Here is a 25,445-nt window from a genome sequence, read left to right as displayed (position 1 = left end):
TTTTCATTTTGGCTAACATTGCTTCCCGTGTACCGCTGGCGTACCACGCTTTTTTCATAATGCCTTCCGGAAAATGCTATAATATCGGGTTGAGAACACTTTCTTTTTAGAAGCGAATAGCGATTTAAGAAATTGGGGAATTGGGAAATGAAAAGAGTAGAGATGCCTAAAACCGCCACGGCAAAGCGGTTTTTACGTAAAAAGCTATATAAGTCAGGGAAAAGTTGGGTAGTTGCCGGTGCGGTCTGGGCAACGGCCATGGCATTCGGGGGGCAAGTTGTGTCAGCCGATGCAGCGCCTGTTGTAGCAAGTGAAGCAACGAATATGACGAGTTCAGCAGCCGGTGTGCGTGTGGCACAATCGGTTGTTTTGTCGCAGACATCGACTAGTGGGACAACGGCGTCAGTGACAACCAACAGTGTGTCGATGAGTAGCAGCACTGTGTCATCATCAGTCGCAGTATCGTCAAGCACAAGCCTACAAGGCTCGTCAGTCATTAGCAGTCAAGCTAGCGAGACGGTTCGTTCAAGTGCGGTGTCGTCGAATTCAGTGACGCCAAGTGTTTCAGCGAGCGTTTCAGTCGCTGCCAAGGTTTCAAGCAGCAGTCAGTCTATCAGTGTGACCGCACAAAGCGCTTCAGAAAAAACAGCTTCATCAGCTGAAGTTGTGATTGATGTACCAGCTGGTAGCAGTTTGGAATCAGGGCAACTGGCATCGCTGTCTGCTTCAGCCCAAGCCAGTCATCAAATCGTGACGGTGACACAGAAATTGGCAGCGACACCAGTAACGGCGTCATCAGCGGTTTCTAATGACGCCACGAGTTTGTCAAAGCAAATTCAATATGACGAGCAAACGGCGTCTTCTTACTATTCGCAATTGGTTAGTTTGGCTTCAAACCGCCCGCGTTGACGTCAACTGTATCGCAAGCTAACTCGGTATTGGGTCAATTAAATGGCGTGACCACGTCATTAGCTGCCGCCATGGCAGCAGCTAGTTCAGCTTACGCGCTGCAGAACAGTGCGGCTTTTTCGAGCGCCGTTTCGACGTTAACGACTTTGAGTTCAGCCATTTCATTAGACACGGCCAAGATGGGGGCTTTGGCGAACGGAGCTGGAACCGTGTTGAACGTGGCGAACGCTTCATCGGCCGCCGCGGACACTAAAAACGCCTTGAATTCAACGGCCATTAGTAATCTGTTCGGTGCCTTTACTGGTGGTGGCTTCTTTTCTAATTTGACCAACATGGTGACGGCTTTAGGCGCAGCCGGTTCAGTGGCTAATTTACAAAGTTCTTTGGCTTCGGTGGCCTCACAACTACAGGTAGCCCAATCGACAGTTGCAAACGTATCAAACGCCAGTGCACTATCGACGGCTATGAAGAGCGTTAGTGCAGCTGCTAGTATGACGAATAGTTTGTATACGGCGGTAGCAAGCGCAGCCAATACGGCGGGTAACGTGATGCCATCTGATTTCGTGCAGTCATCTGCAGCCGTGCAGCTATACCAGCAAGCGAACGCGATTTCAGCCGCTATCACTGCCGCAAGTTCAGCGGTCGATCAATTGAATGCTTGGCAAACGTTGCTCGGACCAGTATCGGCTAGTGCGGGTAGTTATTATCGCTCAATTGCGTCGGCCTACAGTCAGGCACAAAGCAACTTGGCAGAATTGCAAAGCTTAGGCAGTGCGTTTGCCCAGAATGAATCAGCCATTATGGTCTCTGGTGCCAAGGCGAAGGACATTACGTCATTAATGTCCCTGACAAACTCACAATCAGCGGCGGCCGTAGCAGACTCAAGTGCGGCTTTGTCAGCAGTAGCGGTTGGTCAAGCGGCGGCCTCATCTGCATTGACGGTGTTGCAAAGTGCGGCCCACACAAATATTGCCGATCAACAGACGGTGCTGACTAACCAGAGTTTGCGCGCAAGTACGGCAATTAAGCAGCTACAGTCAATGGTCGCTGCTAATCCCACGAATCAATCATTAGCGCACGATTTGGCAGATGCTAAGTCACAAGTTGCGGTGATTACGAGCGCGGTGAATGCGCTCAAGAGCAATGATGCGCTAGTTGATACGGCGGCACCTGGTAATTTGGCCACGTTGGTTAATAATGCGTTGTTACAAGTGACCCAGGCGACCGGGGCGGCTGATGCAGCGACCACAGATGCACAATGGATTACAGCGAAGCTAACGACCACTAATCGGCCAGGCAGTCAGGTCGCAGAACAGGTAATGGTGAAGCAGGCCGCGACCGCTAGTTTCACACAGACAGATCAGAAGTTAACGGTTCCCGGTTATCAATTGACGGTCGCAGTCAACGGGAAAACCTATCCCTCGCTAGCCAAGGCAATTGCGGCCAATCCAGCGATTGCACAACAAGATATGACATTCCAAGTGGCCTATACGCCTGATACCCAAAAAGCAACGGTGACGATTGTTGATGCCACCACAGGTAAGACGTTGAATACGGTCAATTTGACAGGATCAACCGCAACGGCGATTGATTTTGACAATGTCGCGCAGTTGGTAAACCAATATGAAACAGCTCACTACTTGGTCACGACGAATCCAACGACGGCAGGTGCCACTTTTGACAGTGATACCGCGACGACACAAACGTATCAGGTGGTACTGCGCCACGCGGTTGGTTCAGCAACGGCGAGCCAAACCTACACGAATACGGTGACATACACAGGTGCAGGGACACAAACACCAAGCGACGCGGTGACAAGCGCGGTAGTGACCACAACATCGCCAATTGATTTGGTGACGTCATCCGTGATTACAACGACAGACGCCAAGTCGTACGGTGATGATTATTTTGCACCAGTTGCAACGGCAGAGGGTGCAACGATTGATAATGCTGGTCAATTGGTTTTTGCACCAGTTACAACGCCAACGGTTGCTGGCTATCAAGCGGATACCACGACGGTTACAGGCAAGATTAAGTTAGGTCAAGCCACGACAGCAGTGCAACAAGTTACGTACGTCCCAACTACGCAACGAATCGTGGTGACGTTAATCGATGATACAACGGGTCAGACGTTAGGCACGGTCACAGTTACTGGGCCATCGAATGGCACGCCAAATTGGCAAGCTGTTCAAACTAAACAGGCTGACCTAGTAACAGCTGGTCTACAGGCATTGCCAGCTAACGACCAGGTATTACAGGGGCAAACCTTTGATACAGATAATGCCACAGACCAGCAAATCACCTTGCATTTTGTGCATGGTGTGACGGTGGCATCGGTTAAGAAACAACTGACAAATACCATTCATTACACGGGTGCGGGATCTAACACACCAGCTGATAAGACGCAGACGGTCACGGTAACTAAGACATACGCGGTTGATCAGTATACCGGTGAGCCGATTTCAGCTACAGCTGCGAGTCAGTATCCAGACTATCAAGCGCCAGCCTATGCTGTTTCTGATGCGACGGCAACGGTGAGCGAAGATGGTCAGGTTACCTTTACGTCGGTCGCGACACCAGACGTAGCAGGTTACGCGCCAAATCTAACCGCGGTGACTGGTGAAACCACGTTTGACCAAGGTGATACAAGCACCACGGTTTCATACGCTTCATTGGCCCGAACGGTGGCGGTTATTATTAAAGATGCCGTAACAGGGGAGGTCTTACAGACAGTCACACTAGCAGGTCAAGCCGGCAGTCCGTTGGATAAGACACCAGCGACGCAGGCGCTTGCTGATTTGACGAGCCGTGGCTATACGGTGACGGATAATGGTTTGACGACGGCACCAACTGTTATGCCGACGGAAGTTATGTCGCCGATTGTCGTGACGTTGGGTCACCAACAACACGAAGCGACAAAATCTGTGACACTAACCCATACGGTTGTCTATCAAACAGCAGACGGGACGACAAAAGCGCCGACTGCCACACAAACGGCAATCGTTATGCGACATGTGATGGTTGATGATGTGACCGGGGATGAAGATGCTACCACCGTGACTTATACGGTGACTGGTGATGGAACGGTCGATGCGACCACGGGTCAGGTGGACTTTGCACCTGTTATTACACCGACGTTAGCGGGTTATACCGCTAATCACAAGACGGTCACTGCAACAGCCACGATGACTTCGCCTACGAAGCATGATGTTGTCATCTATACACCAGCAACGCAGACGGCAACTGTCACGATTGTTGACGCCACTACTCACGATACGTTGACGACAATGACGTTAACTGGCTCATCAAATAGCACGGTGCCAACCGATGCTGTACAAACGTATCTTGATAAGCTAAAGGCCGCGGGCTACGATGTGACCGACGCCTTACAGCCATTGTTGCAACAAGCGTTTGATACTGATGATACCGTCGATCAACCGTATACGTTGACGGTGACGCACCATGTGAGCCAGCAAAGTGAGACGCGGACATCAACGAACACAATCAAATATATCGGTGCGCCGACTGTGATTGATCCAGTTACACAAACGGTTGATGTGACCCGGACGTATAGTGTTGATGATGTGACAGGACGCGAAATTCAAGCGACGGATGCTGACAAGTACGGCACCGCTTATCAAGCCGAACGCTTCACCGGTAGTAATGATGCGGTCGCGACGGTTGATGGCACAACAGGTGTCATTACCTATCAGACAATCCCAACCAAGCCACAGGCCGGCTATACCGCGAAACCTGATCGGATTGATGCGGTTGCCACGTTTGATAATTTGAACGTTAATGAAGTCGTACAATATGACGCCAAGCCACAACGCGCGCAAATTACGTTTACGGATGCCATGGCAGATAATCGTGTGATTACGACGGTTTATCTCAAGGGTGAAACTGATGGCGCCATGGATCAAACTGAAGTGCAAGCACAAATTGCGGCCTTGGAGAAGGCTGGCTATGTGTTGGTAACGAATGCCTTCCCACCGACGGCAAGCTTTGATGCACAAGACGATGGTGATGGTGTACCGTCACAGTTGTATGAGATTGTGTTTAAGCATGGCGTTACAACCACAACGGATACGAAGCCAATCAGTAGCACAATTATCTATCAAGGAACAACGACTAAGGTACCGGACCAAGTTGTGTCAGCGGAAGTGACAAAGACACAGTCGGTGGATGCGGTAACGGGCGATGAAATTTTGCCGGCGAATGCTGCTAAATATGATGGTTACCAAGCACCAAAGTATGCACTAGCAACGGAGAACGCAGCAGCTAGCGTAGATGCGAAAACTGGGGCTGTTACGTTTGCACCGGTCACGACGCCAAGTATGCCAGGCTACACAGGTAATCCAACGCAGGTCACGGCGACGGCTAGTTTTGATAATCCAACGACGACTGCGGTAGTAACTTATACGCCAGCGGAACAGACTGCGCTGGTCACGATTCATGATGAAACAACGGGCAAGGACTTGCCAGCAATTAACTTAGCAGGTAAAACTGGTGACACAATTTCCTTTGCAACTGTTGAGCAGGCCTTGCAGGCGTACATTAAGAAGGGTTATGAAGTTGTTTCCGATCAGGAACTAGTGGCAGGGACGCTATTTACGCCGGCCACAGATGATCAGCAAACGTTCCAAGTGACGTTACGTCATGCGACGAAGCTGGAAACGACGCCAATTGATATGACAAATACGATTAATTATCAAGGGGTAACGTTACCAATGACGACGCAACACGTGACGGTAACCCGGACTGATACCCGGGATCTGGTAACGAACCAGGTGGTGGCGTCAACGTATACGGTACCGGCTGATGCGCCAGCCACGATTGACGAGGCAACCGGCGCAGTCACGTTCGCCCAGGTGGATTCACCAGCGGTGGCAGGGTATACAGCTAGTCAGCAGAATGTGCACCAACAAGTAACGGTGCAACAATCTACGGCGAACAATACGGTAGTGTACACGCCTGATATGCAAACCGTGATTGTGCACTATGTTGATGTTAATGGTGACAAGACGGTTGCAACGGTCACGATTAATGGGCGCAGTGATGCAAAGATTGATACGGCAACAGCCAATAAGACACTGGCCAATTTAAAGGCGACCGGTTACGTGATTGTTGACGCAGGTGATTGGCCAGCTACTTATGACACGGATGATGCGACATCACAGCAGGTGACGGTACGCTTGGATCACGGTACAACGACCCAGCAAAGCAGTTATCCGGTTCACTATACGGTCAATGCTGTAACTGCACCAAATGGCCAGCCAGTGGTTGTGGCCACACAAACAGCGACCGTGACGAAGACTGTCGTTGTCGATGCGGTCACGAAAGCGGTATTGACGGATCAAGCGCCAGCCTATGCCATCACGGGTGATGCAACGATTGCGACTGATGGGACGGTGACGTTTAAAACAGTGACCGTACCAGCTAAACCAGGCTATACGGTGACGCAATCAACGGTTAACGGCCGATTAACACCGCAACAGCAAGCAGGTCAAACGACCGTGACGTATGAGCCCGATGTGCAAATGACGCATGTGATTGTGCGTGATGCGGTAACGGGTGAAACGTTAACTAGTTATCCAGTGTCAGGGGTGACGGATGCAACTGTACCGTTGACGAGTTTGCCGGATGTGGTGGCGAAGTATGTAACGGCGGGCTATGTCGCACCGGATACTTTGCCGAGTCAGGTTGCCTTTGGTGCGACTGGTGCGGCTGATGTAGTAGTGACCTTAGCGCACGGTTCAGCTGTGCAAGTCACACAGCATAAGGTGACGAACACGGTGCACTATGTTAACGCACCAACGGCATTGGCTGATGTGGTTCAGTCGGCAGTCGTAACAAAGACGATTGTTGTTGATGCTGTAACTGGCCAACAAACGACTCAGGCAACGTACCAGACAACGGGTGCGACAGTCGATGCCAAAACGGGCGTGGTTACTTTCCCACGGGTCACGACCCCAGCCCAACCAGGTTATACACCAAATCAGCGTCAAGTGACGGGTCAGGCGTCATATGATGCTGATGGGTTAGAACAAGTAACCTATACAGCTGATCAACAACGCATTCATGTGGTTTACGTGGATGACGATGCGCATGGTGCAGTTGTCCAACATGGCGCGGACGTCATTGGCCGTTCGGATGAAGATGTTTACTTCCAACCAATTGAATTAGCAAATTATGATATTGCATCAGTTGATATGCAGGATGCCCAAGGCTTTGATCATGATGATAATCACGATCAAACAATTACAATTCATTTGACGCATGATGTTGGGACAGTGGTTGTAGCAGTTAACCGCAATGTTAGTTACCAAACGAGCAATGGCTATCCAGCGCCAAAGCAGGTGACGCAACAAGTGACGTTGCATGGTCAAATGGATTTGATTACAGGTCAGGTAACGTGGCAACCGGTGACAATAGGTGCAGTTGATACACCAACGATGACGGGCTTTACCGCCGATCAACGCCAGATAGCAGCGGTGACCATCACGTCACCAACGGACGTTCAAGATGTGACGGTGCACTACACACCACAGCAACAACAGGCTCACGTAGTGTACGTGGATGATGACCAAGATGGTCGGATTGTACAAACCGGTCCAACAATCACAGGCTTGGGTGGTAGTCATGCCACAGTAAAGCTGGTTGGTGTACCGCACTATCACGTGATTAACGAAATTGGTGGCATCGACTTTGACTACGACACAACGACTGATCAAACGATTGTGGTGCATTTAGGCCATGATCACCGTCTTGTGACAACGACGGTGCAACGACCAATTCATTATGTTGATCAGCATGGCCACCAGCTCGTACCAGATACTGTGCAAGCAACCGTTTTGACGGGGGATGAAGATTTGGTGACACAGGTTATTACCTGGTTGCCAAGTGAATTGCTAGCTGAAGCAACGCCGGTAGTGGCGGGCTATCAGACGTCAACGACTGAAATCGCAACGGTTGCGGTGACTATGCCAGGTGATTTGCCTGCTGTGACGGTTGTCTATCAACCAATTCCGGTTACGACCGTGCAACCAAAGCGTCCGGTTAAGCAGCAACCAGTTGTGAAGCATGTGCCAGCTAAGTCAGCAGTACAGCCAGTTGCGAAGGTAAGTGCTAAGCATGCTGTCGCACCAGCACCGGTGCCAGTCGCAGCTGCACAACCGACGCAAGCGGGTATGACGACGACGGCTAGTGCACCATCAACGCCAGTGATTACGGCAGCGAAGCACCCATTGGTAACTAGCGAAGGCAATTCAGTTTCAGCAGCAACGTTGCCAGAAACTGGTTTTGAACAAGAATACTGGCTAACGATTGCTGGTTTGCTAAGCTTGTTGGCGACAGCTGGTGTGGTTTTGAAAAAGGTTTTGTAAATTAATGGTATTGGGAGGCTAGAAACCTAGAGTTTCCGGCCTCCTTTCTGTTTGCAGACCTGGTAAGATGGAAGTAAAGAAAAATTGGAGAGGTTTGCCAAAATGGCTAAGAAAAAGAAAAATCCCGTAACGACGTGGGTCAAGCGACTCGCTGCGCTATTTATGCTGTTCCTGATGTTGTTTGGTGTGTTCTGGGCGGCACGTTCAGCTTTCATTCAGAATGAACCAACGAGCAGTAAAAAGGCCCAACAATCATCAGCTAAGGCGGATACACCGATTGCAGAACTCATTCTAACGAATGGGGAGTCGTATATTTTACCAGGCACAGATACGATTTCAAAGAACCCAGAAACGGTGAAGTCGATTGTGCGTCAGTCAGACGGTAGTTATATTATTACGAAGCCGGATGATCAAACCCGGGTGAAGGTCTTGAAAAACCAAGTTCGTCAGGTTATTCATGAAAAGTAAGCGAAATTGTTTGATACAATAGACGTATTAAAATGGATTTGGGAGATAACGTAATGAAGATTGCAGTGATTGGCGCAACTGGTATGGCAGGACGCGCAATATTTGAAGAAGCAACAACACGTGGTCATGAAGTGACGGCTATTGTCCGGAATGTCGAAAAGGCACGTGCCGAACTTGGCGCCGGGGCAACGCTGTTGGTATCAGATATCTTTGATTTAAAGCGTGCGACGTTGGAACAGTTTGATGTTGTGGTCAATGCATTTGCCAACCACAAGGAGGCATATTTGAATTTGGATGCGGTGACGCATTTGATTCATGAATTCCGCCAATCAGAAACACGGGTTATTTTCTTGTTGGGGGCGGCTTCATTGATTCAAGCGAATGGCACACGCCTTTTTGATTTCTTGGTCGAGTTACCAGGTAATGAAGCTTGGATTGATGAGCCACGTTATGGTGTGCTGGAATTAGATATTTTGCGCGCGACGCCAGATGTGAACTGGACTGGTGTCTCACCACAACAAAACTTCACGCCAGGACCAGCAAGCGAGCACCGCATTGCGTTGAACGATTTGTTATTGTCAGCAGATGGTAAGTCACACGTTACGGCCGGTAACATGGCGGTCGGCGTGTTAGACGAAATTGAAACACCCCAACACATCCGTGAACGCTTCACGGTTTCAGATATGTAATTAAACCAGAACCATCAAGTCTAATAGTGACTTTGATGGTTTTTTGGTGTGTCGTGCTATCGCACGAGCAACAGGTCGGGGGTGGATCCTACGCCTTTGTTCAAAACATCGGCAACCGAATGGCGCAGACGCCATTCAGCGGGGCAAGTAATTCCCCCTAAAGCCTCCGGGTCGGTGTGGGCTTTTCTGAATAGCGCTGGCCATGCGGCATGTTGCCGATTTTTGAACGCTCCGGATCCGCCCCCGACCTGTTGCAACAGCCGAGATGTACTCTGATGTTTGGGAATTTCAAAGTTGTGTAGGCATGCATAATTATAATGACAATCCCATCACTGATTACCAAACAAATAGAGATTATCTTGGCTGCTAGTATGGTGGGTGGGGTGTGACGTAGTGATTGGCCGGGGTGAACTCACAAGTTCGGCCGACCGCCGGTTAGATAAGGCGAACAGGCCTTGACCCTTAGCCCAATTATTTGGGAGCTAGCCGTTGCTCGTGCCGGCGGAGTTTACCCCGGTCAATCTTTGGCGAAGTCGCACCCCACCCACCATACTTCGTCGCAACGCGACGACCCAATAATCCAATAAGACTTACTGGTCAAAAATCGTGCCTAAACCACTAATTTTTGGTAAACTTAATTTTCGGACAAACAAATTTTAGGAGTTTTTTATGACAGAACATTTGGTATTACGCGCCCTACAGGTGCTATTAATCATTGCATTAATTGGGATGGCAATTTTGTACATCACCACAATGCGTCGCAACAAAGTAAACCTACTCCAAAAGTTTGTCCCGGGATTCATCATTGGGTTTATTACAGATTTCGGTGATACAATCGGTATCGGTTCATTCGCAACGACGACCGCGTTCTTCAAAGGTTTTAAGTGGCTGGATGACGATCGTAAATTGCCGGGTACAATGAATGCTGGTCATGCAATCCCCGTGTTTGTGGAAGCTCTGTTCTTCCTCACATCCGTTAAAATTGAAGTGTCAACTTTGATTCCAATGACGTTAGCGGCGGTGGCCGGGGCGGCATCTGGTACACGTATTACGGCTAATTGGCCAGTGCGTAAGATGCAACGCGGGTTATCGATTGCCTTGACGCTGGCGGCCGTCACAATGTTCATTAAGTTGCTGACGAACCCAGGCCATGCTGAATCAATGACGACCCACGGGTTGCATGGTTGGCTACTTGTCTTGGGCTTGGTGGTCAACTTTACGTTGGGGGTGTTGATGACCATTGGCTTGGGAAATTACACACCAGAGTTGATTTTTTTCTCACTAGTCGGTGTTAATCCGTTGGTTGCCTTTCCAGTGATGATGATGGATGCTGCTATGATCATGATGACGTCAGCGATTGGTTTTGTGAAGACCGGCCGTGTTGAGTGGCGTGGATTCACCGGTATGGCAATCGGTGGTGTTATCGGTGTTATCGTGGCTGCGAAGTTAGTGACCAACATTAACATTGCCATTTTGAGCTACTTTATCGTCGCACTAGCGTTGTACACGGCATTTAATCTATTCCGTGATTCACGTCAACCAGAACCAGCAGATATTATTAATCGCGATAACTAATTTCTAAAAGCAATGTTGCCAGAAAAAAATAATGGTAGCATTGCTTTTTAATTTCGAGACATCGCGATAACTGACAACCATGTTATTAGTATCTGTTTATCGGAAAAGGTGCGTGCTATAATAGATTTATTACATGAGCGAATTTAGTAGGGATTTTGGTGGACATGCAGAGAGCTAGCGGATGTTGTGAGCTAGCCAAGTCCAAAACCTGAATTACACTCGCACAAACATCATGTACGTCACCCCAACGTTACTGGGAAGATGAGTGGTCACGAAATATCGTGGCAATTTAGGTGGTACCGCGTTTAACAGCGCCCTAATCAGTGTTAACTGGTTGGGGTGCTTTTTATTACCCCAACCAAAAAGAATGTCATCATTTTTTAGAGGAGAGTAGCTATGGCAGAAGATATTTTGCAAGAACTAGCATGGCGTGGTGCCATCAATCAAACAACCGATGAAGATGGTCTACGCGAGCAAATGACCAAGGAACAAATCGGTGTGTACGTAGGAATCGACCCAACCGGGGATTCAATGCACATCGGACACTTGATTCCATTTATGATTTTGAAGCGATTCCAATTGGCTGGTCAAAAGCCAGTGATCGTTGTGGGTGGTGCCACTGGTTCAATCGGTGACCCATCAGGTAAGAAGTCAGAGCGTAAGTTGTTGTCACAAGAGGACGTGGCTGCTAACGTTGAGAAGATTCGCGCCCAGATGGTAAAGTTGTTCGGTGAAGATGGTTTCACAATTGTGAACAACTTTGATTGGTTGGGCAAGTTGTCATTGCTCGACATGTTGCGTGAATACGGTAAGTTGTTCTCGATCAACACCATGTTGGCGAAGGATGTCGTTGCGTCTCGTTTGGAAGCCGGCATTTCATTTACGGAATTTACGTATCAAATCTTGCAATCAATCGACTTCCATGAGTTGTGGAAGCGCGAAAATGTGCGCTTGCAAGTTGGTGGTTCAGACCAATGGGGTAACATCACGGGTGGTATCGATTTGATCCACAAGCTTGAGGGTGGTGAAGCACCAGCCTTTGGTTTGACAGTGCCTTTGCTGTTGAAGGCTGACGGTACAAAGTTTGGTAAGACTGAAGGTGGTGCCGTTTGGCTTGATCCAGAGAAGACGACGCCATTTGAGTTCTACCAATTCTGGTTGAACACAGCTGATTCTGATGTCGAGAAGATGTTGAAGTACTTTACGTTCTTGTCACAAGACGAAATCAGCGCTTTGGTAGCCGACTTGCAAGAAAATGCAGCTGCGCGCAATGCACAACGTCGTTTGGCACAAGAAGTGACGACATTCGTGCACGGTGCTGAGGCTGTTAAGACGGCTGAAACGATGACGAAGGTGTTGTTTGGTAACGCTGACGTCGCTGAATTGACGACTGAAGAAGTGGCAATTTTGGCTGGTAACGTCCCAACGTTTGAAATCGACAATGCTGAAATTGGTTTGTTGGACTTGGTTGTGGCAGCCGGCTTGGAAAAGTCAAAGACAGCCGCTCGTAAGTCAGTTAAGGACGGTGCCATCCGTATTAATGGTGAGCAAATCACTGATGAAGAAGCCGTCATTAACCCAACCGCAAAGTACGATGGACAATATGTCATTGTGAAGCGCGGTAAGAAGAAGTGGGCCGTAGCGGTCGTACGTTAATAAAAAAATGCCTGATGGAATTCTCCGTCAGGCATTTTTTCATTAGTGATGACGCTCGCTACGTGAAGTAGGTTGTTGGTCAACTTCAGGTTGTGGCGTAGTCTGTTCTTTTAGAATTGGCGCGTCGGCCATTGTTGTTGTTTTAACAATCGCTTCTGATCCAGCGCCACTAATTTTCTCGTACAACAACTTATGCTGTGGTCGGAAAATGGTAATCAGCCAATCAATGACTAAAATCACCGCTGGGGCCGCGAACAGCAAGATGAATGTATAGGTGCGGTTCAAAGTTTCAGCTGAAACGGTCCCGGTTGAGCCAATCAATTGGAGCCAGAATGGGAAGAAGTAAATGGTAAATCCAACCATTAAAGCGTTACGAACAATGATGCGCCAACGTTGTGACTTGGCGACATCGTAACGAATACGTACGACCATTTGTCCCAAAGTTGCACCGAGCAAAAGCGGCACAACACCCCAGACAATGATATAAGACAAGATGTCAGCACTCGTTTCATTGGGCAAAATTTGCGTCAAAACGAAACTAATGGCCGTTGCAATAACGAAATCCAAGCCGAATGATAGTAAGCGACGTACCAATGTTACACGGTGGCCAAGACTGCGAGCACGTTCATCCATCCGATCACGAGATGGCAACAGGATACCAAGTAATGGCGCGAAAACCCAGCCAATCAGGCCACCAGTGGTGTTCAAAATCAAATCATCAACGTCAAACAAACGGTATGGACGCCAGTATATATGGTACAAACCGGTGTATTGGGTTGTTTCATAAAAGAGCGTCAGCATGAATGTCAAAATTAAGGTGGTAAAGAAGCCACGCTTGAAATAGAAGTGCAAGTACATGCCGAATGGCACGGTTAGTAAGACGTTAAAGGCCGCTTGCGTAAAGGATGGATCCAATAGACCGGCTTTTAACCCACCACCGTGGAAGTAGGGATTGTCTTGGAAGAAGGTCCGAACAACTTGCAAGGGATCTAAATTACGCGTTGGTGCGCCGATGGCTTGCAAGTGTTCGAGAGTCGCTTCCGTTGGTAATGGTAAAATAACCAAGAAAAATGCTGTCGTGAAATAAAAAACAAAACTAAACGTCATCACCGTGTGCCAAAAGGTCACGGCACCATAACGACGATACTGTAGGAATAAAAATGGAATGAATAGCGCTATCAAAATAATAGGAAATGCAATGATAGCGTCAATAATAGGAACGCCAAATCCGCTCACGAGACTTACCTCCGTTTTTCTGTCATAATGAATTATACAGGGTTGTAACAGTAAATTCACTTAAACTTCACTTGTTAAAAAACAAGCAAAGTCGCCCTTTGTGGACATTGTCGCAAATTGTTTTTCACAATCTTGGCTTTTTTTGTTGCATTTACTTTTCGTAAGTGTAAAATTAAGGTCATCAATTAAGAGAAATAGTATTTTTGAAACGAAAGAAGGAATAATACTCATGGCTACGATGAAGGCTGTTGTATTTGATGAATTTGGTGATGTTGACGTATTCCACGAAGCAGAAGTGGAAAAGCCAGTTTTGACGAAGGGTAGCATCTTGATCAAGCAAGCTGCTATCGCAATGGACCCATACGACGTGAAGTTCCGTGCCGGTGCCTTTGGTGTACCAGCTAAGGAAAACATGATCGGTGGTTCAACGATTGCCGGTGTTGTTGAAGCGGTTGCGGCTGATGTAACTGAGTTCAAGGTTGGTGAGCGTGTTGTGGCAGTTCCTCACGAGCACGGTTACGCAGAGTACGCCGTTGTTGACGCTGACACTGCTGGTCACTTGCCAGATTCTGTTTCATTCGAAGATGCTGCTGCATTGGCTTTGGGTGGTCAAACTGGTTACCAAGCCGTTGTTGACGCTTTGAACTTGCAAGAAGGTGAGTCAATCTTGATTCACGGTGGTGCTGGTGCCGTTGGTTACGCCGCTTTGCAAACGGCTTTGTACCGTGGCGCATCAAAGATTTACACGACTTCATTGCCAACTGATATTGATTACCTACACGAGTTGAACGAAGACATCGTGGCAATCGACTTCACGACGCAAAAGTTTACTGACGTTATCCCAGAGTCATCAGTTGATACTGTTGTTGAAATCATTGGTGGTAACAACGCTTTGGGTTCAATGCAAGTTTTGAAGGATGGCGGACGTATCGTATCTACTGTTCCTTTGGGCGACGACGTTAAGGCTGCTCGCGATGCCAAGAACATCAAGGGTGACTACTACGTGATGCAATCAACGACTGAAGTTTTGACGCAATTGATGGAGCACTTGGGAAACGGTGACTACAAGGTTGCTGTTGCTGAAGTAAAGCCATTCAGCTTGGAAAACTTGAAGGAAGGTCACAAGATTGTTGAAGCACAAGCCGTTCGCGGTAAGGTTGTTTTGACGTTCTAATTGACTGATTAAAACTAATCGACAAATTAAAAATCCGCATGACCTTTTCCTACCGGTCATGCGGATTTTAGTATATAGTAGTGTCGGAAAGTGGGACAGGGATGCTGCCTGTAATTAAGAAAGCAGAAGAAGGATAAGAACATGACACAAGAACCACTTGTAACGGTTGCCGTTTTGAGTCATAACCTAGAAGGCTATATCGGCCACAGTCTAAAAACAATTAATAAGCAAACATATCGGAATATGGATATTGTCATTTTGGATGATGCATCAACGGATGATACATTGACTGAAATTAATCACTGGGTGGCCCGTGATGATCGGATGCGGTTGATTAAGAATAATAAGCGTCGTGGCGTGGCAACGATGCGCAATCGCGCGCTTAAGGAAATTCGCGGTAAGTACTTCATTTTCGTTGATGGGGATGACCAATTAGCGCCAGCCTTTGTTGAAACACTCGTGAAGGGGCTTGAAGAAAATCCTGATGTTGATATCGCAAGTGTCGGTTTTAGCTGGGGCGCCAGCGGTGTACCTAAGAAGGCGAACGAAGTTAAGTTCCGTCGCATTGATCGGGCCGCGATGTTTGAAGGGGTTACGCACCGTGGCCACGTCATTTCAGGCATGGTTTGGAACAAGGCGTACCGTTCAGCTAATCTGTTAGATAGTCAGGTACGCTTTGACGAATCATTGGAGCTAGCCGAAGATCACTTGTGGATCGCCCAATTGGTCGCATCAAAGGCGATGTCAGAGTATTCAATCTTTGCATCGGATGTCTTGTACAACAAGGTATCACGGTCAACGAGTATTATTCACACAGCCTCACATGCATTACGTGAGCGCGAACGTGAGATTGACCAACAAATCGCCCGCATTGGGGATGACATAATTTAGCGCCACGCTGCTTTTTTGTTGTGTGTCGTGCTATCGCACGAGCAACAGGCCCGGGTGGTATCCTACGCCTTTGTTCAAAAACTCGGCAACCGAATGGCGCGGACGCCATTCAGCGGGGCAAGTAATTCCCCCTAAAGCCTCAAGGTCTGTATGGGCTTTTCTGAATAGCGCCGGCCATGCGGCATGTTGCCGATTTTTGAACGCTCCGGATACCACCCGGGCCTGTTGCAGCAGCCAAGATGTTCTCTGATATTTGGGAGTGTCAATGATTGTGGCATAATGGTAGAGGGTCCAATGATGATTATCAAACAAACAGAGAATGCCTCGTCGCAACGCGGCGACGAAAGAAACTAAACACAAAAGGCTGTTCAGTATTTTCGCTGAACAGCTTTTTTTAAAGGTCATGTTTACTTTCCAAAAATTCTTCATATTGTAAATTTGATTGTGAAACTTGCGTTCGTTGCTGAGGCCCACGACGACTAAACAACATGATAATAGGACTGCTTATCAATGATAATAATCCTAAGCCTAATAATACTTTTCCCATAAGAATGTCCTCCTGCAGGTAACATGACGGTTCACTTAGAAATAAGCTGGTAGTCCGTGTGGAAACTTTTTTCGCTGATGACACGATAGGTATTCTCAGGTGACTTTATTAAGTACCAACCGGTTGTGCCCATACTTACCCCTAGTCGAGGTGTTGCGATAACGAGTACATCTTTTTCCGGTGTATTCCACCAGATTAGTTTGCGATTAAAAGCTGTCATTACCCAATCTGGCGTATCGCCAGTAGTCGTGATTTGCCATGCATCAACCTGACTGTTGTTAATTATTGCTTTCATAAGAATATCCCCCCCTGAATGTATTGGGGACAGTATGGAACACTAATAATTATTATGCAAGCGATTGGCTTACTTTTTGCAGTTGACAAAACTCTCATTTTAATCTCATAATTGTGGCACATCAAAAATATTAGGGGAAATAATTATGGGGAAAACACAGGTAACAGATTTAGATTGGGATAATCTTGGCTTCGCGTATCATGATTTGCCATACCGGTATCGTGCAGTTTACCGGAACGGGGCATGGGAGCCTGGTGAACTCATCACAGACAGTGATTTTCAAATTAGCGAAGCGGCGGTTGCGCTACATTATGGGCAACAAGCTTTTGAAGGGCTGAAAGCTTATCGTCGCCCAGATGGTGGGGTTAACTTGTTTCGCCCAGATCAAAACGCAGCCCGCATGGCTCGCTCGGCGGAACGGTTGCGGATGCCAGCCTATCCAGAAGATTTGTTTGTCGAGGCGGTGAAGCAAGTTGTGGCTGCAAATCAAGAATTTGTCCCACCGTATGGTTCGGGAGCAACCTTGTATCTCCGACCATTGTTGATTGGATCTGGTCCAGCTGTCGGTGTACATCCCGCTGATGAATATATTTTTAACATTTATGCGACGCCAGTTGGGGCCTACTATAAAGGTGGCCTAACACCGACTGCGTACGTCACGAGTGAATATGACCGAGCTGCCCACGGTGGTACGGGGCAAGCGAAGGTCGGTGGTAACTATGCGGCTTCGATGCTGCCCGGTGAACAAGCGCACGCGGCTGGGTACTCCGATGTGGTGTATCTTGACCCCCGATTGCATGAAAATATTGAAGAACTTGGTTCAGCAAACTTCTTCGGTATTACGCGGGATGGCCGTTTCTTAACACCAAAGTCGCCCTCAATTTTGCCATCAATTACCAAATACTCATTGCTGACCTTAGCTAAAGAAGCTGGCCTGCAACCTGAGGAAACCACGATTAGTATTAATGAATTGGAACAATTTGAAGAAGCTGGTGCGATGGGGACCGCGGCGGTTATTTCACCGGTTGGTTCAATTACGCATCGTGGCCAGAAGCATGTTTTTTATTCAGAAACAGCTGTGGGACCAAAGACGCAAGCGTTATATGACCGCTTAACTGGTATTCAATTTGGTACCGAAGTTGGTCCGGCCGGTTGGGCAGTCGATGTGCCGTTACAATAACTGAAAAATTACCTGGAAACCGGTTTGGATGATTGTTATCCAACCGGTTTTTTACATATTTTTGATAAATAAAGCAATAACTAGATAAAAAACTTTTATGAAAACGCTTGCATAATAAAAAGTAAGCGCTTACAATAAATGTATACCTTGATGAAAGGTAAATTAATAATTTATTAAAAATATATCATTTAGTATTTGGTGTTGGGGGAAATAATCATGGCAGAGAAGACGATTATGTTAGCTTGTGCAGCAGGTATGTCAACGTCAATGTTGGTTAAGAAGATGCAAGATGCCGCTAAGGCTGCTGGCAAGGATTATGAAATCTTTGCAACATCAACGTCAGACGTTGATGAGAAGTTGGCAAGTAGCAACAAGCCAGATGTTGTATTGCTTGGCCCTCAAGTGAGTTACATGAAGAAGGAAATCCAAGCCAAGACGGATGCCGCCGGTGTCCCATTGGACGTTATCAACATGATGGACTACGGCATGATGAAGGGCGACAACGTATTGAAGACGGCGGAAGCCCTTATTTCTTAAAGAGTTACAAGCAGCGATTTGGTCATGAGTTAATATTCGGGGGATGACGTAATGGATGACGAGCGTATGGCGGTTGTAATGGGATTGATTATGCACGGTGGTAATGCCAAGGGGCAAGCCTTCCAAGCTATTCAATTTGCAAAGGCGGGTCAGTTTGATGAAGCTGACGAAGCGTTGGTAGCAGCAAATCAAGAATTGAAGGAAGCGCATGATGTGCAAACCGATATGTTGACCAAGGAAGCTCAAGGCGAGCATACCGAAGTTGATTTATATATGGTGCATGGTCAGGATCACTTAATGAATGCCATTACTTTCCGTGATATGGCTGTTGAACTGATTGCGTTGATGAAGCGGGTACAAGCATTGGAGGAAAAGTGATGGTAAAAGGATATCGCATGCCCGACGGCTTCCTTTGGGGAGGGGCCGTTGCAGCGCACCAGCTTGAGGGGGCTTGGGACGTTGATGGCAAAGGTGTATCAATTGCGGATGTGATGTTAGCTGGTAAGAATGGTGTGCCACGTGAAGTGACTGATACGGTTCTACCAGATGGCAACTATCCAAATCACCGTGGGATTGATTTTTATCACACTTATCCAGCTGATTTTAAATTGATGAAGGAGTTGGGCTTGAAAGCTTTCCGGACGTCAATTGCTTGGACCCGGATTTTTCCAAATGGGGATGAGACGGAACCAAATGAAGCGGGACTCGCATACTACGATGCCTTGATTGATGAGATGTTGGCGAATGGCATCGAACCAGTTTTGACATTGAGTCACTTCGAAATACCGTATCATTTGGTGACCGAGTATGGTGGCTGGCGTAATCGTCAGTTGATTACATTCTTTGAACGACTTGCTCGTGTAGTCTTTGAGCGATTTGGGGATCGCGTGAAATACTGGATGACGTTCAACGAAATTAACAACCAAACATCATGGATGGATCCACACCCCATGTTGCAAAACTCAGGGTTGAAGGATTATGACGAAGCAGATGCGGAAGAATTGATGTACTTGGCATCGCACCACGAGTTGGTGGCCTCGGCATTGGTGACGAAAGCTGCGCATGAAATTAATCCGAATATTCAAGTTGGTGACATGATTGCGATGAATCCGGTTTATCCGGCAACGTCGAAACCTGAAGATATTATGATGGCTGAACGCGCCATGCAAGCACGCTACTTCTGGGGGGATGTACATGCTTTGGGGCAATACCCAAATTGGTTGCGTAAGTATTGGGACCACAAGGGCTTCGATATCGATGTGACGCCAGAAGATGAAGCTATCTTGGCCGCAAACACGGTTGATTATGTGGCGTTCTCGTACTATATGTCATGGACAGTGACGGATACTGGTGATGAATGGCTCGCCTACAACGAAGAAAGTAATCATGGCGATAATCCATTCTTACAGAAGTCGGATTGGGGCTGGCAAATTGATCCAGTCGGCGTCCGTTGGGCCATGAACTGGATGTGGGATCGCTGGCATAAGCCAATGTTTATCGTTGAGAATGGCTTTGGCGCTTATGACAAGTTGGAAGCTGATGGCACTGTGCATGATGATTATCGCATTGCCTACTTCCAAGGCCACATCGAAGCGATGGAACGCGCGGTTGTGTTGGATGGCATTCCGTTGATTGGTTACTTACCATGGTCAGGCATCGATATTGTCTCAGCTTCAACGGGTGAGATGTTGAAGCGATATGGCTTTATCTATGTTGATTTAGACGACATGGGTCAAGGTAGTGGCGAACGATATCGTAAGGATTCGTTCAAGTGGTACCAGCAGGTTATTGCATCTAACGGTGAAGATTTGGAGGTGTAGCATGACGCAACCAAACATGCCGGCAGATTTTTTCTGGGGTAACTCAGTGTCATCAATGCAGACAGAAGGTGCCTGGCAGGAAGACGGTAAGGGACTGTCAGTGTATGACGTGCGACCAGCCACTGATCACACAATGGATTGGCATGATGCGATTGATGAGTATCATCGTTATGCCGAAGATTTGGATTTAATGGCGGATATGGGGATGAACATGTACCGTATCCAAATTTCATGGTCCCGGGTCGTGCCAGATGGTGATGGGGCGTTTAATGAGGCTGGCATCCAGTATTACAGCGATTTGATTGATGCGATGATTGCACGCGGCATTGAACCAATGGTGAATTTATATCATTTTGATATGCCACTGGCGTTAGCGAAATCAGATAACGGCTTTATGTCACGACATACGGTTGACGCCTTTGTCCGGTTTGGCGCCGAGATGTTCAAGCGTTTCAGTGATCGGGTTAAATACTGGATTACGTTCAATGAACATAATCTGTATTTTACCGATGAGGTGTTTGAGATTTCAGGTTATGACCATGGGGAACGGACGTTGTCAGAGATGTATCGCATCTTCCATCATACGATGTTGGCCCATGCGCGCTTGGATGCGATTGCGCATACCAAGTATCCAGGCTTACAACTTGGCGGTATGCTAGCCCATGCGGCAACGTATCCGGCGACATCGAAACCAGAAGATGTCTATGCAGCGCGTAAGTTGAATGAGTTTTTGAACAACAACCTATATGATGCGTTTGTTTTGGGCCGTTATTCACATGAAGTCATGCACTATGTGAAGGTCCATGAGATCGATTGGGATTACCAACCGGAAGATGCCTCTGTACTAAGTAAGATGCATGCAGATTTCTTGGCGTTTTCGTATTATCGAACGGATACAGTCAATGCAGATAAGATTCCAGCCGGTGAGGCGCCGAATCGTTATTTAAACACAGCAAATGAGACGAATCGTTTCTTAGAGACGAATGACTGGCAGTGGACGATTGATCCATTGGGCTTCCGGACAATCTTGGCGGATGTGTACAGTCGTTATCGTGTGCCAATGTTCCCAATCGAAAATGGGATTGGGTTACATGAAACATGGGACGGTGTTCATGAAATTGCAGATGAGCGGCGAATTTCATATCATCGTGACCATATTCAGGCCATGAAAGACGCCATGTTTGAAGATGGTGTCGCAGTACTGGGTTACTTGGGTTGGGGCTTAATTGATATCCCAAGTTCTCATGCAGATATGGAGAAACGTTATGGCTTTGTTTACGTCAACCGGTCGAACCATGATTTGAAGGATATGAGGCGCGTACCTAAAAAATCTTATCATTGGTTCAAACAGGTCATGGCGACAAACGGGGATAAGCTGTAGCCACTTTAGGGGGAAACATTATGGATAATGTTGGACGAGGTAATTGGGTCAGCGAGAAGTTGCTGCCACCCATTATGAAAGTTGTTAATACGAAGGCGATGAATGCCCTGAAAGATGGGATGGTTTACTCATTACCATTCATCATCATTGGGTCAATCTTTTTGATCTTATCAAATATCCCGTATAAGCCAGTTGCGCAAGCGTTGACTGATTCGGGTTGGAGTGCCATTTTTACCCAGGCATATACCACATCATTCGGGATCATGGCGGTCTGGGCGGTTGTTGGAATTGCCTATGTTTATGTACGTAATGAAGGGTTTGAGGCCTTACCTGCTGGTTTGACCTCACTTGCAATCTTCCTGGGCTTGCAGTCATTGCAAGTTGCCTCACCATTGTCAGCAGCAATGGGTAAGGCTGGTTCAGGAGTTGGTAGCTTATCAGGGACACAAGTAGCAGAACACATCGATAAGTTGCCACACGCTTTGCAAACTTTCTTGACGTCACCAGTTACTGGGGCAATCAACATCACCTGGCTGGGTGGTCAGGGAATGATTGCCGCCATCTTGATTGGTATCTTCGTCGGTTGGGGATACTCAGCTATGTTGCGTGCCGGTTGGAAGATTACGTTGCCTGAGCAAGTGCCAGCTAACGTTGCGAACCAATTTACGGCAATGATTCCAGCGGGTGTTTTGATTACCGTGGCGATGTTTATCTACGCCTTCTTCAGCTTCATTGTGAAGGAAGACTTGTTGCAAACGATTTACACGTTGATCCAAACACCACTACAAGGATTGTCAGATTCATTCGGTGGCGCTTTGATTATCGCCTTCTTGGTACCGTTCTTCTGGTTCTTCGGTGTCCACGGTGGATTGATTATGGGAGCCATTACAACTGGTTTGTTGGTACCAAACACATTTGATAATGCGGCTTTGTACCACGCTGGCAAGTTGTCATTGGCTAACGGTGCCCACATCGTGACCAACGAGTTCTATAACAACTTCATTAACCTGACTGGATCAGGTATTACCATTGGTTTGGTGATCTTTACCTTGGTGGCTGCGCGTTCAGTGCAATTGAAGTCATTGGGAAAGATTGAAGCTGTACCAGGTTTGTTCAACATTAACGAACCATTCTTGTTCGGATTGCCATTGGTTTTGAACCCATTCTTGGCGATTCCATTCTTCTTGACGCCGGTGCTAGTTGCCGCATCAACATACTTAGTCATCTACTTCGGTATTGTGCCACCACTAAACGGTGTGGCCGCACCTTGGACGACACCACCAATTATTTCAGGATTCTTGATCGGTGGGTGGAAGATGGCCGTTTGGCAAGCTGTTGTTTTGGTAATGTCAGCTGCGATCTACTGGCCATTTGCTAAGCGTTATGACAAGATGTTGTTGGCTCAAGAGCAAGAAGCTGAGGCTGCTGAAAACGCCTAAAAATTGTTAGTGAGTCAACGAATTCCCTGAAAGGGGGGATGCGGATAACATGATAACCCAAAATGTTAGCGTGTCCGGTTACATCTCCGTGTAATCGATTAGGTACGCTCTATTAGAAGCGACGGTCTATCCTCTAGGGTAGGCCGTCTTTTGTTTTTAGAAAGACAGGTGAATACAGATGGCGAATAATTTGACGATTCATACCCCAATTGCGTTTAATGATTTGGCGGGTAATTTAGGTCGCAAAGTTGAAGAGGTTAGCTTAACGATTGCTGGTAATCACTTCGATGCGACTAAAAGCACAGCGTTATCTTGGGGGCTGATGTTAGCGCCACGGAGCGGTCGTGAGATTGGGGCGTTAACGCTAGCAGATAACGGTATTAAATTGCAAGACGCAACCGGTAGCGAGATTGAGACAGTCACATATGAAGATGTATCGCGGGTTGAAGTAGGTGTCCTGCAGTCGTTATCTCGTTATAGTTCGGCAGTCTTACCTTATAGTCATTTCTGGACCTTTATAGAAATAACGTTACGTGACACCCGTGTTTTACAGTTTATTAATGCTAATCTGGCAGCTGCACCAGTCTTATTGACGTATCTCAAGAAACAAGCGGTTCGGGAGGTAGTTGATCCGTTTGAATTGGTTGATTTAACTGCGACTGAAGTGAGCACCTACGTGACACAACATTTTGAAAGCCAGGCTAAGTTGGTCAATTATCCTGTGACAGTAGCTGGATTGGGTAATTAACATTCATTATGATAAACTGTTGACAATAATTAGAAAGAGATTAGAATTAAAACCATCAAGAAATCAAGGAGAGCAAAAATGATGATGACGCCAACAATCACAACTACAAACGTCTATTACTTTTGGTTCTTTCGGCAACTATCCGAATTGAGCTAAAAGCATTTTTGCACGGCTTCTCGGATAGTGATTAAAACATCCGAGAAACCAAATAAAACGCCCGCGATTTTTTGCGAATACGTGTTTACCAGGTAACCGGATGTTTTCCATTAAGGAAACGTCCGGTTTTTTATTGTCTAAAGGAGAAATGATTATGCCCACGATGAAAGAGTCACTCAGCCAACGATTGAACCAAGATTTAGCGAAAATCCAGCCCAACGAAATTCGAGCGTTTGATGCGAAAGTTTCGGCGATGCCAGACATGATTAAGTTAACGCTCGGTGAACCCGATTTCGATGTGCCTGAAGTCGCAAAAACTGCAGCCATTAATAGCATCACTGCCAATGATTCCCACTACGCGCCAGGCAATGGGTCGGTGGCGTTAAGGGAGGCTGCAACCAATTTCTTGGCTGACCGCTATGGGTTAACATACGATGCGGATACAGAAGTAGTGATTACAATCGGCGCGACTGAGGCAATCTATGCCACGTTAACAGCTGTATTGAATCCAGGCGACAAAGTCTTAATTCCGACACCAACTTTCCCACTCTATGATGCCATTACGCTCATGAATGGTGGTGAACCCGTGTACTTGGATACTAGCGCAACGAGATTTGTGTTGACGCCGGTGCAATTACGGGCGGCGATTGCGGAACACGGTGATGCGATCAAGGCAATTGTCTTGAATTACCCCTCTAATCCAACGGGGGTGACATATTCAGCCGCAGAATTAGAGGCGTTAGCAACTGTCCTGGCTGACACGGACATCATCGTGATTGCTGATGAAATCTATTCAGAATTAGTTTACGAAACCGCCCATGTGTCAATTGCCACCTACTTGCCGGGCCAGACGTTGTTGCTAAATGGGGTGTCTAAGTCACATGCCATGACGGGTTACCGCATCGGGTTTATAGCCGGACCGGCGGGCTTGATGCGCACGGTGGGAATGACCCACCAACTAGTGGTGACGTCACCATCCAATCCGGCGATGGCTGCCGCAACCGTGGCGTTAGGAACCGAAGCAGGGCATGCAGCAACCTTAGCAATGAAAGCACAATACGCTGCACGGCGCGATTTCGTGGTGGAACAGATGCGGGCAGCTGGGTTTGAGGTTGAAACACCAGGTGGCGCCTTCTACGTTTTCGCTAAAATTCCGGCTACGCATAACCAAGACGATCGTGCATTTGCCCTGGCACTTGCTGAAAATGCCCACGTGGCAGTTATCCCGGGTAGTGCGTTTGGTCAAGGTGGGGCCGGTTACTTACGTCTCAGTTACGCAACGAGTTTGGCAACTTTGACGGAAGCCATGCAACGCATTAAGACATACATGCAAACAGCAATGACTGTAGGAGAATAAAA

General features: G+C 47.4%; 19 protein-coding genes. 16 read left to right on the top strand and 3 right to left on the bottom strand.

Annotation, left to right across the window (positions count from 1 at the left end; translation table 11 throughout):
* Window positions 1–147: 147 nt before the first annotated feature.
* From ESE_RS0111060 to tyrS, 6 genes are all read left to right on the top strand, one after another.
* Window positions 148–909 carry a KxYKxGKxW signal peptide domain-containing protein gene (locus ESE_RS0111060; protein WP_080553247.1) on the top strand — a complete coding sequence of 254 codons (762 nt, stop codon included), beginning with the start codon at window positions 148–150 and terminating at the stop codon, window positions 907–909.
* Entirely contained in the window at window positions 906–8,294 is a 7,389-nt protein-coding gene (locus tag ESE_RS0111055; protein ID WP_010375301.1) for a mucin-binding protein, read from the top strand. The genes ESE_RS0111060 and ESE_RS0111055 overlap by 4 nt, the downstream gene beginning before the upstream one ends.
* 102 nt (window positions 8,295–8,396) lie before the next feature.
* Window positions 8,397–8,762 (top strand): hypothetical protein, encoded by a 366-nt coding sequence (locus ESE_RS0111050; RefSeq protein ID WP_010375298.1) that lies wholly within the window; start codon window positions 8,397–8,399, stop codon window positions 8,760–8,762.
* A 53-nt stretch (window positions 8,763–8,815) separates the two neighbouring features.
* Window positions 8,816–9,451 (top strand): NAD(P)-dependent oxidoreductase, encoded by a 636-nt coding sequence (locus ESE_RS0111045; RefSeq protein WP_010375295.1) that lies wholly within the window; start codon window positions 8,816–8,818, stop codon window positions 9,449–9,451.
* A gap of 669 nt (window positions 9,452–10,120) precedes the next feature.
* Window positions 10,121–11,026, top strand: a complete 906-nt coding sequence (locus ESE_RS0111040; RefSeq protein ID WP_010375292.1) for a sulfite exporter TauE/SafE family protein — start codon at window positions 10,121–10,123, stop codon at window positions 11,024–11,026.
* A gap of 396 nt (window positions 11,027–11,422) precedes the next feature.
* On the top strand, window positions 11,423–12,682 hold the full coding sequence (tyrS, locus tag ESE_RS0111035; protein ID WP_010375289.1) for a tyrosine--tRNA ligase: 1,260 nt from the start codon (window positions 11,423–11,425) through the stop codon (window positions 12,680–12,682).
* 42 nt (window positions 12,683–12,724) lie between these two features.
* Here tyrS and ESE_RS0111030 read toward each other — a convergent pair whose 3' ends face one another.
* Window positions 12,725–13,918 (bottom strand): VanZ family protein, encoded by a 1,194-nt coding sequence (locus ESE_RS0111030; RefSeq protein WP_010375287.1) that lies wholly within the window; start codon window positions 13,916–13,918, stop codon window positions 12,725–12,727.
* Between the two features lie 229 nt (window positions 13,919–14,147).
* On the opposite strand from ESE_RS0111030, the gene ESE_RS0111025 reads away from it, so the two are divergent.
* Together ESE_RS0111025 and ESE_RS0111020 are read left to right on the top strand one after the other, a co-directional pair.
* Window positions 14,148–15,092 carry an NADP-dependent oxidoreductase gene (locus ESE_RS0111025; protein WP_010375283.1) on the top strand — a complete coding sequence of 315 codons (945 nt, stop codon included), beginning with the start codon at window positions 14,148–14,150 and terminating at the stop codon, window positions 15,090–15,092.
* Between the two features lie 141 nt (window positions 15,093–15,233).
* The gene (locus tag ESE_RS0111020; RefSeq protein WP_010375281.1) at window positions 15,234–15,983 is read left to right on the top strand and encodes a glycosyltransferase family 2 protein; all 750 of its coding nucleotides are present in this window, start codon (window positions 15,234–15,236) and stop codon (window positions 15,981–15,983) included.
* A 394-nt stretch (window positions 15,984–16,377) separates the two neighbouring features.
* Here ESE_RS0111020 and ESE_RS12305 read toward each other — a convergent pair whose 3' ends face one another.
* Both ESE_RS12305 and ESE_RS11750 read right to left on the bottom strand, forming a co-directional pair.
* Entirely contained in the window at window positions 16,378–16,530 is a 153-nt protein-coding gene (locus ESE_RS12305; RefSeq protein ID WP_010375275.1) for a hypothetical protein, read from the bottom strand.
* Window positions 16,531–16,561: 31 nt separating this feature from the next.
* On the bottom strand, window positions 16,562–16,825 hold the full coding sequence (locus tag ESE_RS11750; RefSeq protein ID WP_010375272.1) for a hypothetical protein: 264 nt from the start codon (window positions 16,823–16,825) through the stop codon (window positions 16,562–16,564).
* Window positions 16,826–16,970: 145 nt separating this feature from the next.
* On the opposite strand from ESE_RS11750, the gene ESE_RS0111000 reads away from it, so the two are divergent.
* The 8 genes from ESE_RS0111000 to ESE_RS0110965 all read left to right on the top strand — a co-directional run bounded on the left by ESE_RS0111000 (window position 16,971) and on the right by ESE_RS0110965 (window position 25,443).
* Complete coding sequence (locus ESE_RS0111000; protein WP_010375270.1) at window positions 16,971–18,005, top strand: branched-chain amino acid aminotransferase; 1,035 nt, start codon at window positions 16,971–16,973, stop codon at window positions 18,003–18,005.
* A 216-nt stretch (window positions 18,006–18,221) separates the two neighbouring features.
* Window positions 18,222–18,542 (top strand): PTS sugar transporter subunit IIB, encoded by a 321-nt coding sequence (locus ESE_RS0110995; RefSeq protein ID WP_010375267.1) that lies wholly within the window; start codon window positions 18,222–18,224, stop codon window positions 18,540–18,542.
* A 51-nt stretch (window positions 18,543–18,593) separates the two neighbouring features.
* Window positions 18,594–18,920, top strand: coding sequence for a PTS lactose/cellobiose transporter subunit IIA (locus ESE_RS0110990; protein ID WP_010375264.1), 327 nt, complete (start codon window positions 18,594–18,596; stop codon window positions 18,918–18,920).
* Window positions 18,920–20,362, top strand: a complete 1,443-nt coding sequence (locus ESE_RS0110985; RefSeq protein ID WP_010375262.1) for a 6-phospho-beta-glucosidase — start codon at window positions 18,920–18,922, stop codon at window positions 20,360–20,362. Before ESE_RS0110990 ends, ESE_RS0110985 begins: the two co-directional genes overlap by 1 nt.
* Window position 20,363: 1 nt before the next feature.
* Window positions 20,364–21,743 carry a glycoside hydrolase family 1 protein gene (locus ESE_RS0110980; protein WP_010375259.1) on the top strand — a complete coding sequence of 460 codons (1,380 nt, stop codon included), beginning with the start codon at window positions 20,364–20,366 and terminating at the stop codon, window positions 21,741–21,743.
* A 20-nt stretch (window positions 21,744–21,763) separates the two neighbouring features.
* Window positions 21,764–23,182: a PTS sugar transporter subunit IIC gene (locus ESE_RS0110975; protein ID WP_010375256.1), complete on the top strand. Its 1,419-nt coding sequence runs from the start codon at window positions 21,764–21,766 to the stop codon at window positions 23,180–23,182.
* Between the two features lie 178 nt (window positions 23,183–23,360).
* Complete coding sequence (locus ESE_RS0110970; protein ID WP_010375253.1) at window positions 23,361–23,930, top strand: hypothetical protein; 570 nt, start codon at window positions 23,361–23,363, stop codon at window positions 23,928–23,930.
* 310 nt (window positions 23,931–24,240) lie between these two features.
* The gene (locus ESE_RS0110965; RefSeq protein WP_010375251.1) at window positions 24,241–25,443 is read left to right on the top strand and encodes an aminotransferase class I/II-fold pyridoxal phosphate-dependent enzyme; all 1,203 of its coding nucleotides are present in this window, start codon (window positions 24,241–24,243) and stop codon (window positions 25,441–25,443) included.
* Window positions 25,444–25,445: the final 2 nt, after the last annotated feature.

This window comes from Weissella cibaria KACC 11862, from assembly GCF_000193635.1.
GTDB classification, from domain to species: domain Bacteria; phylum Bacillota; class Bacilli; order Lactobacillales; family Lactobacillaceae; genus Weissella; species Weissella cibaria.
Note: the sequence above shows the minus strand (reverse complement) of the source record. Positions and strands in the feature narration are given on the sequence as shown.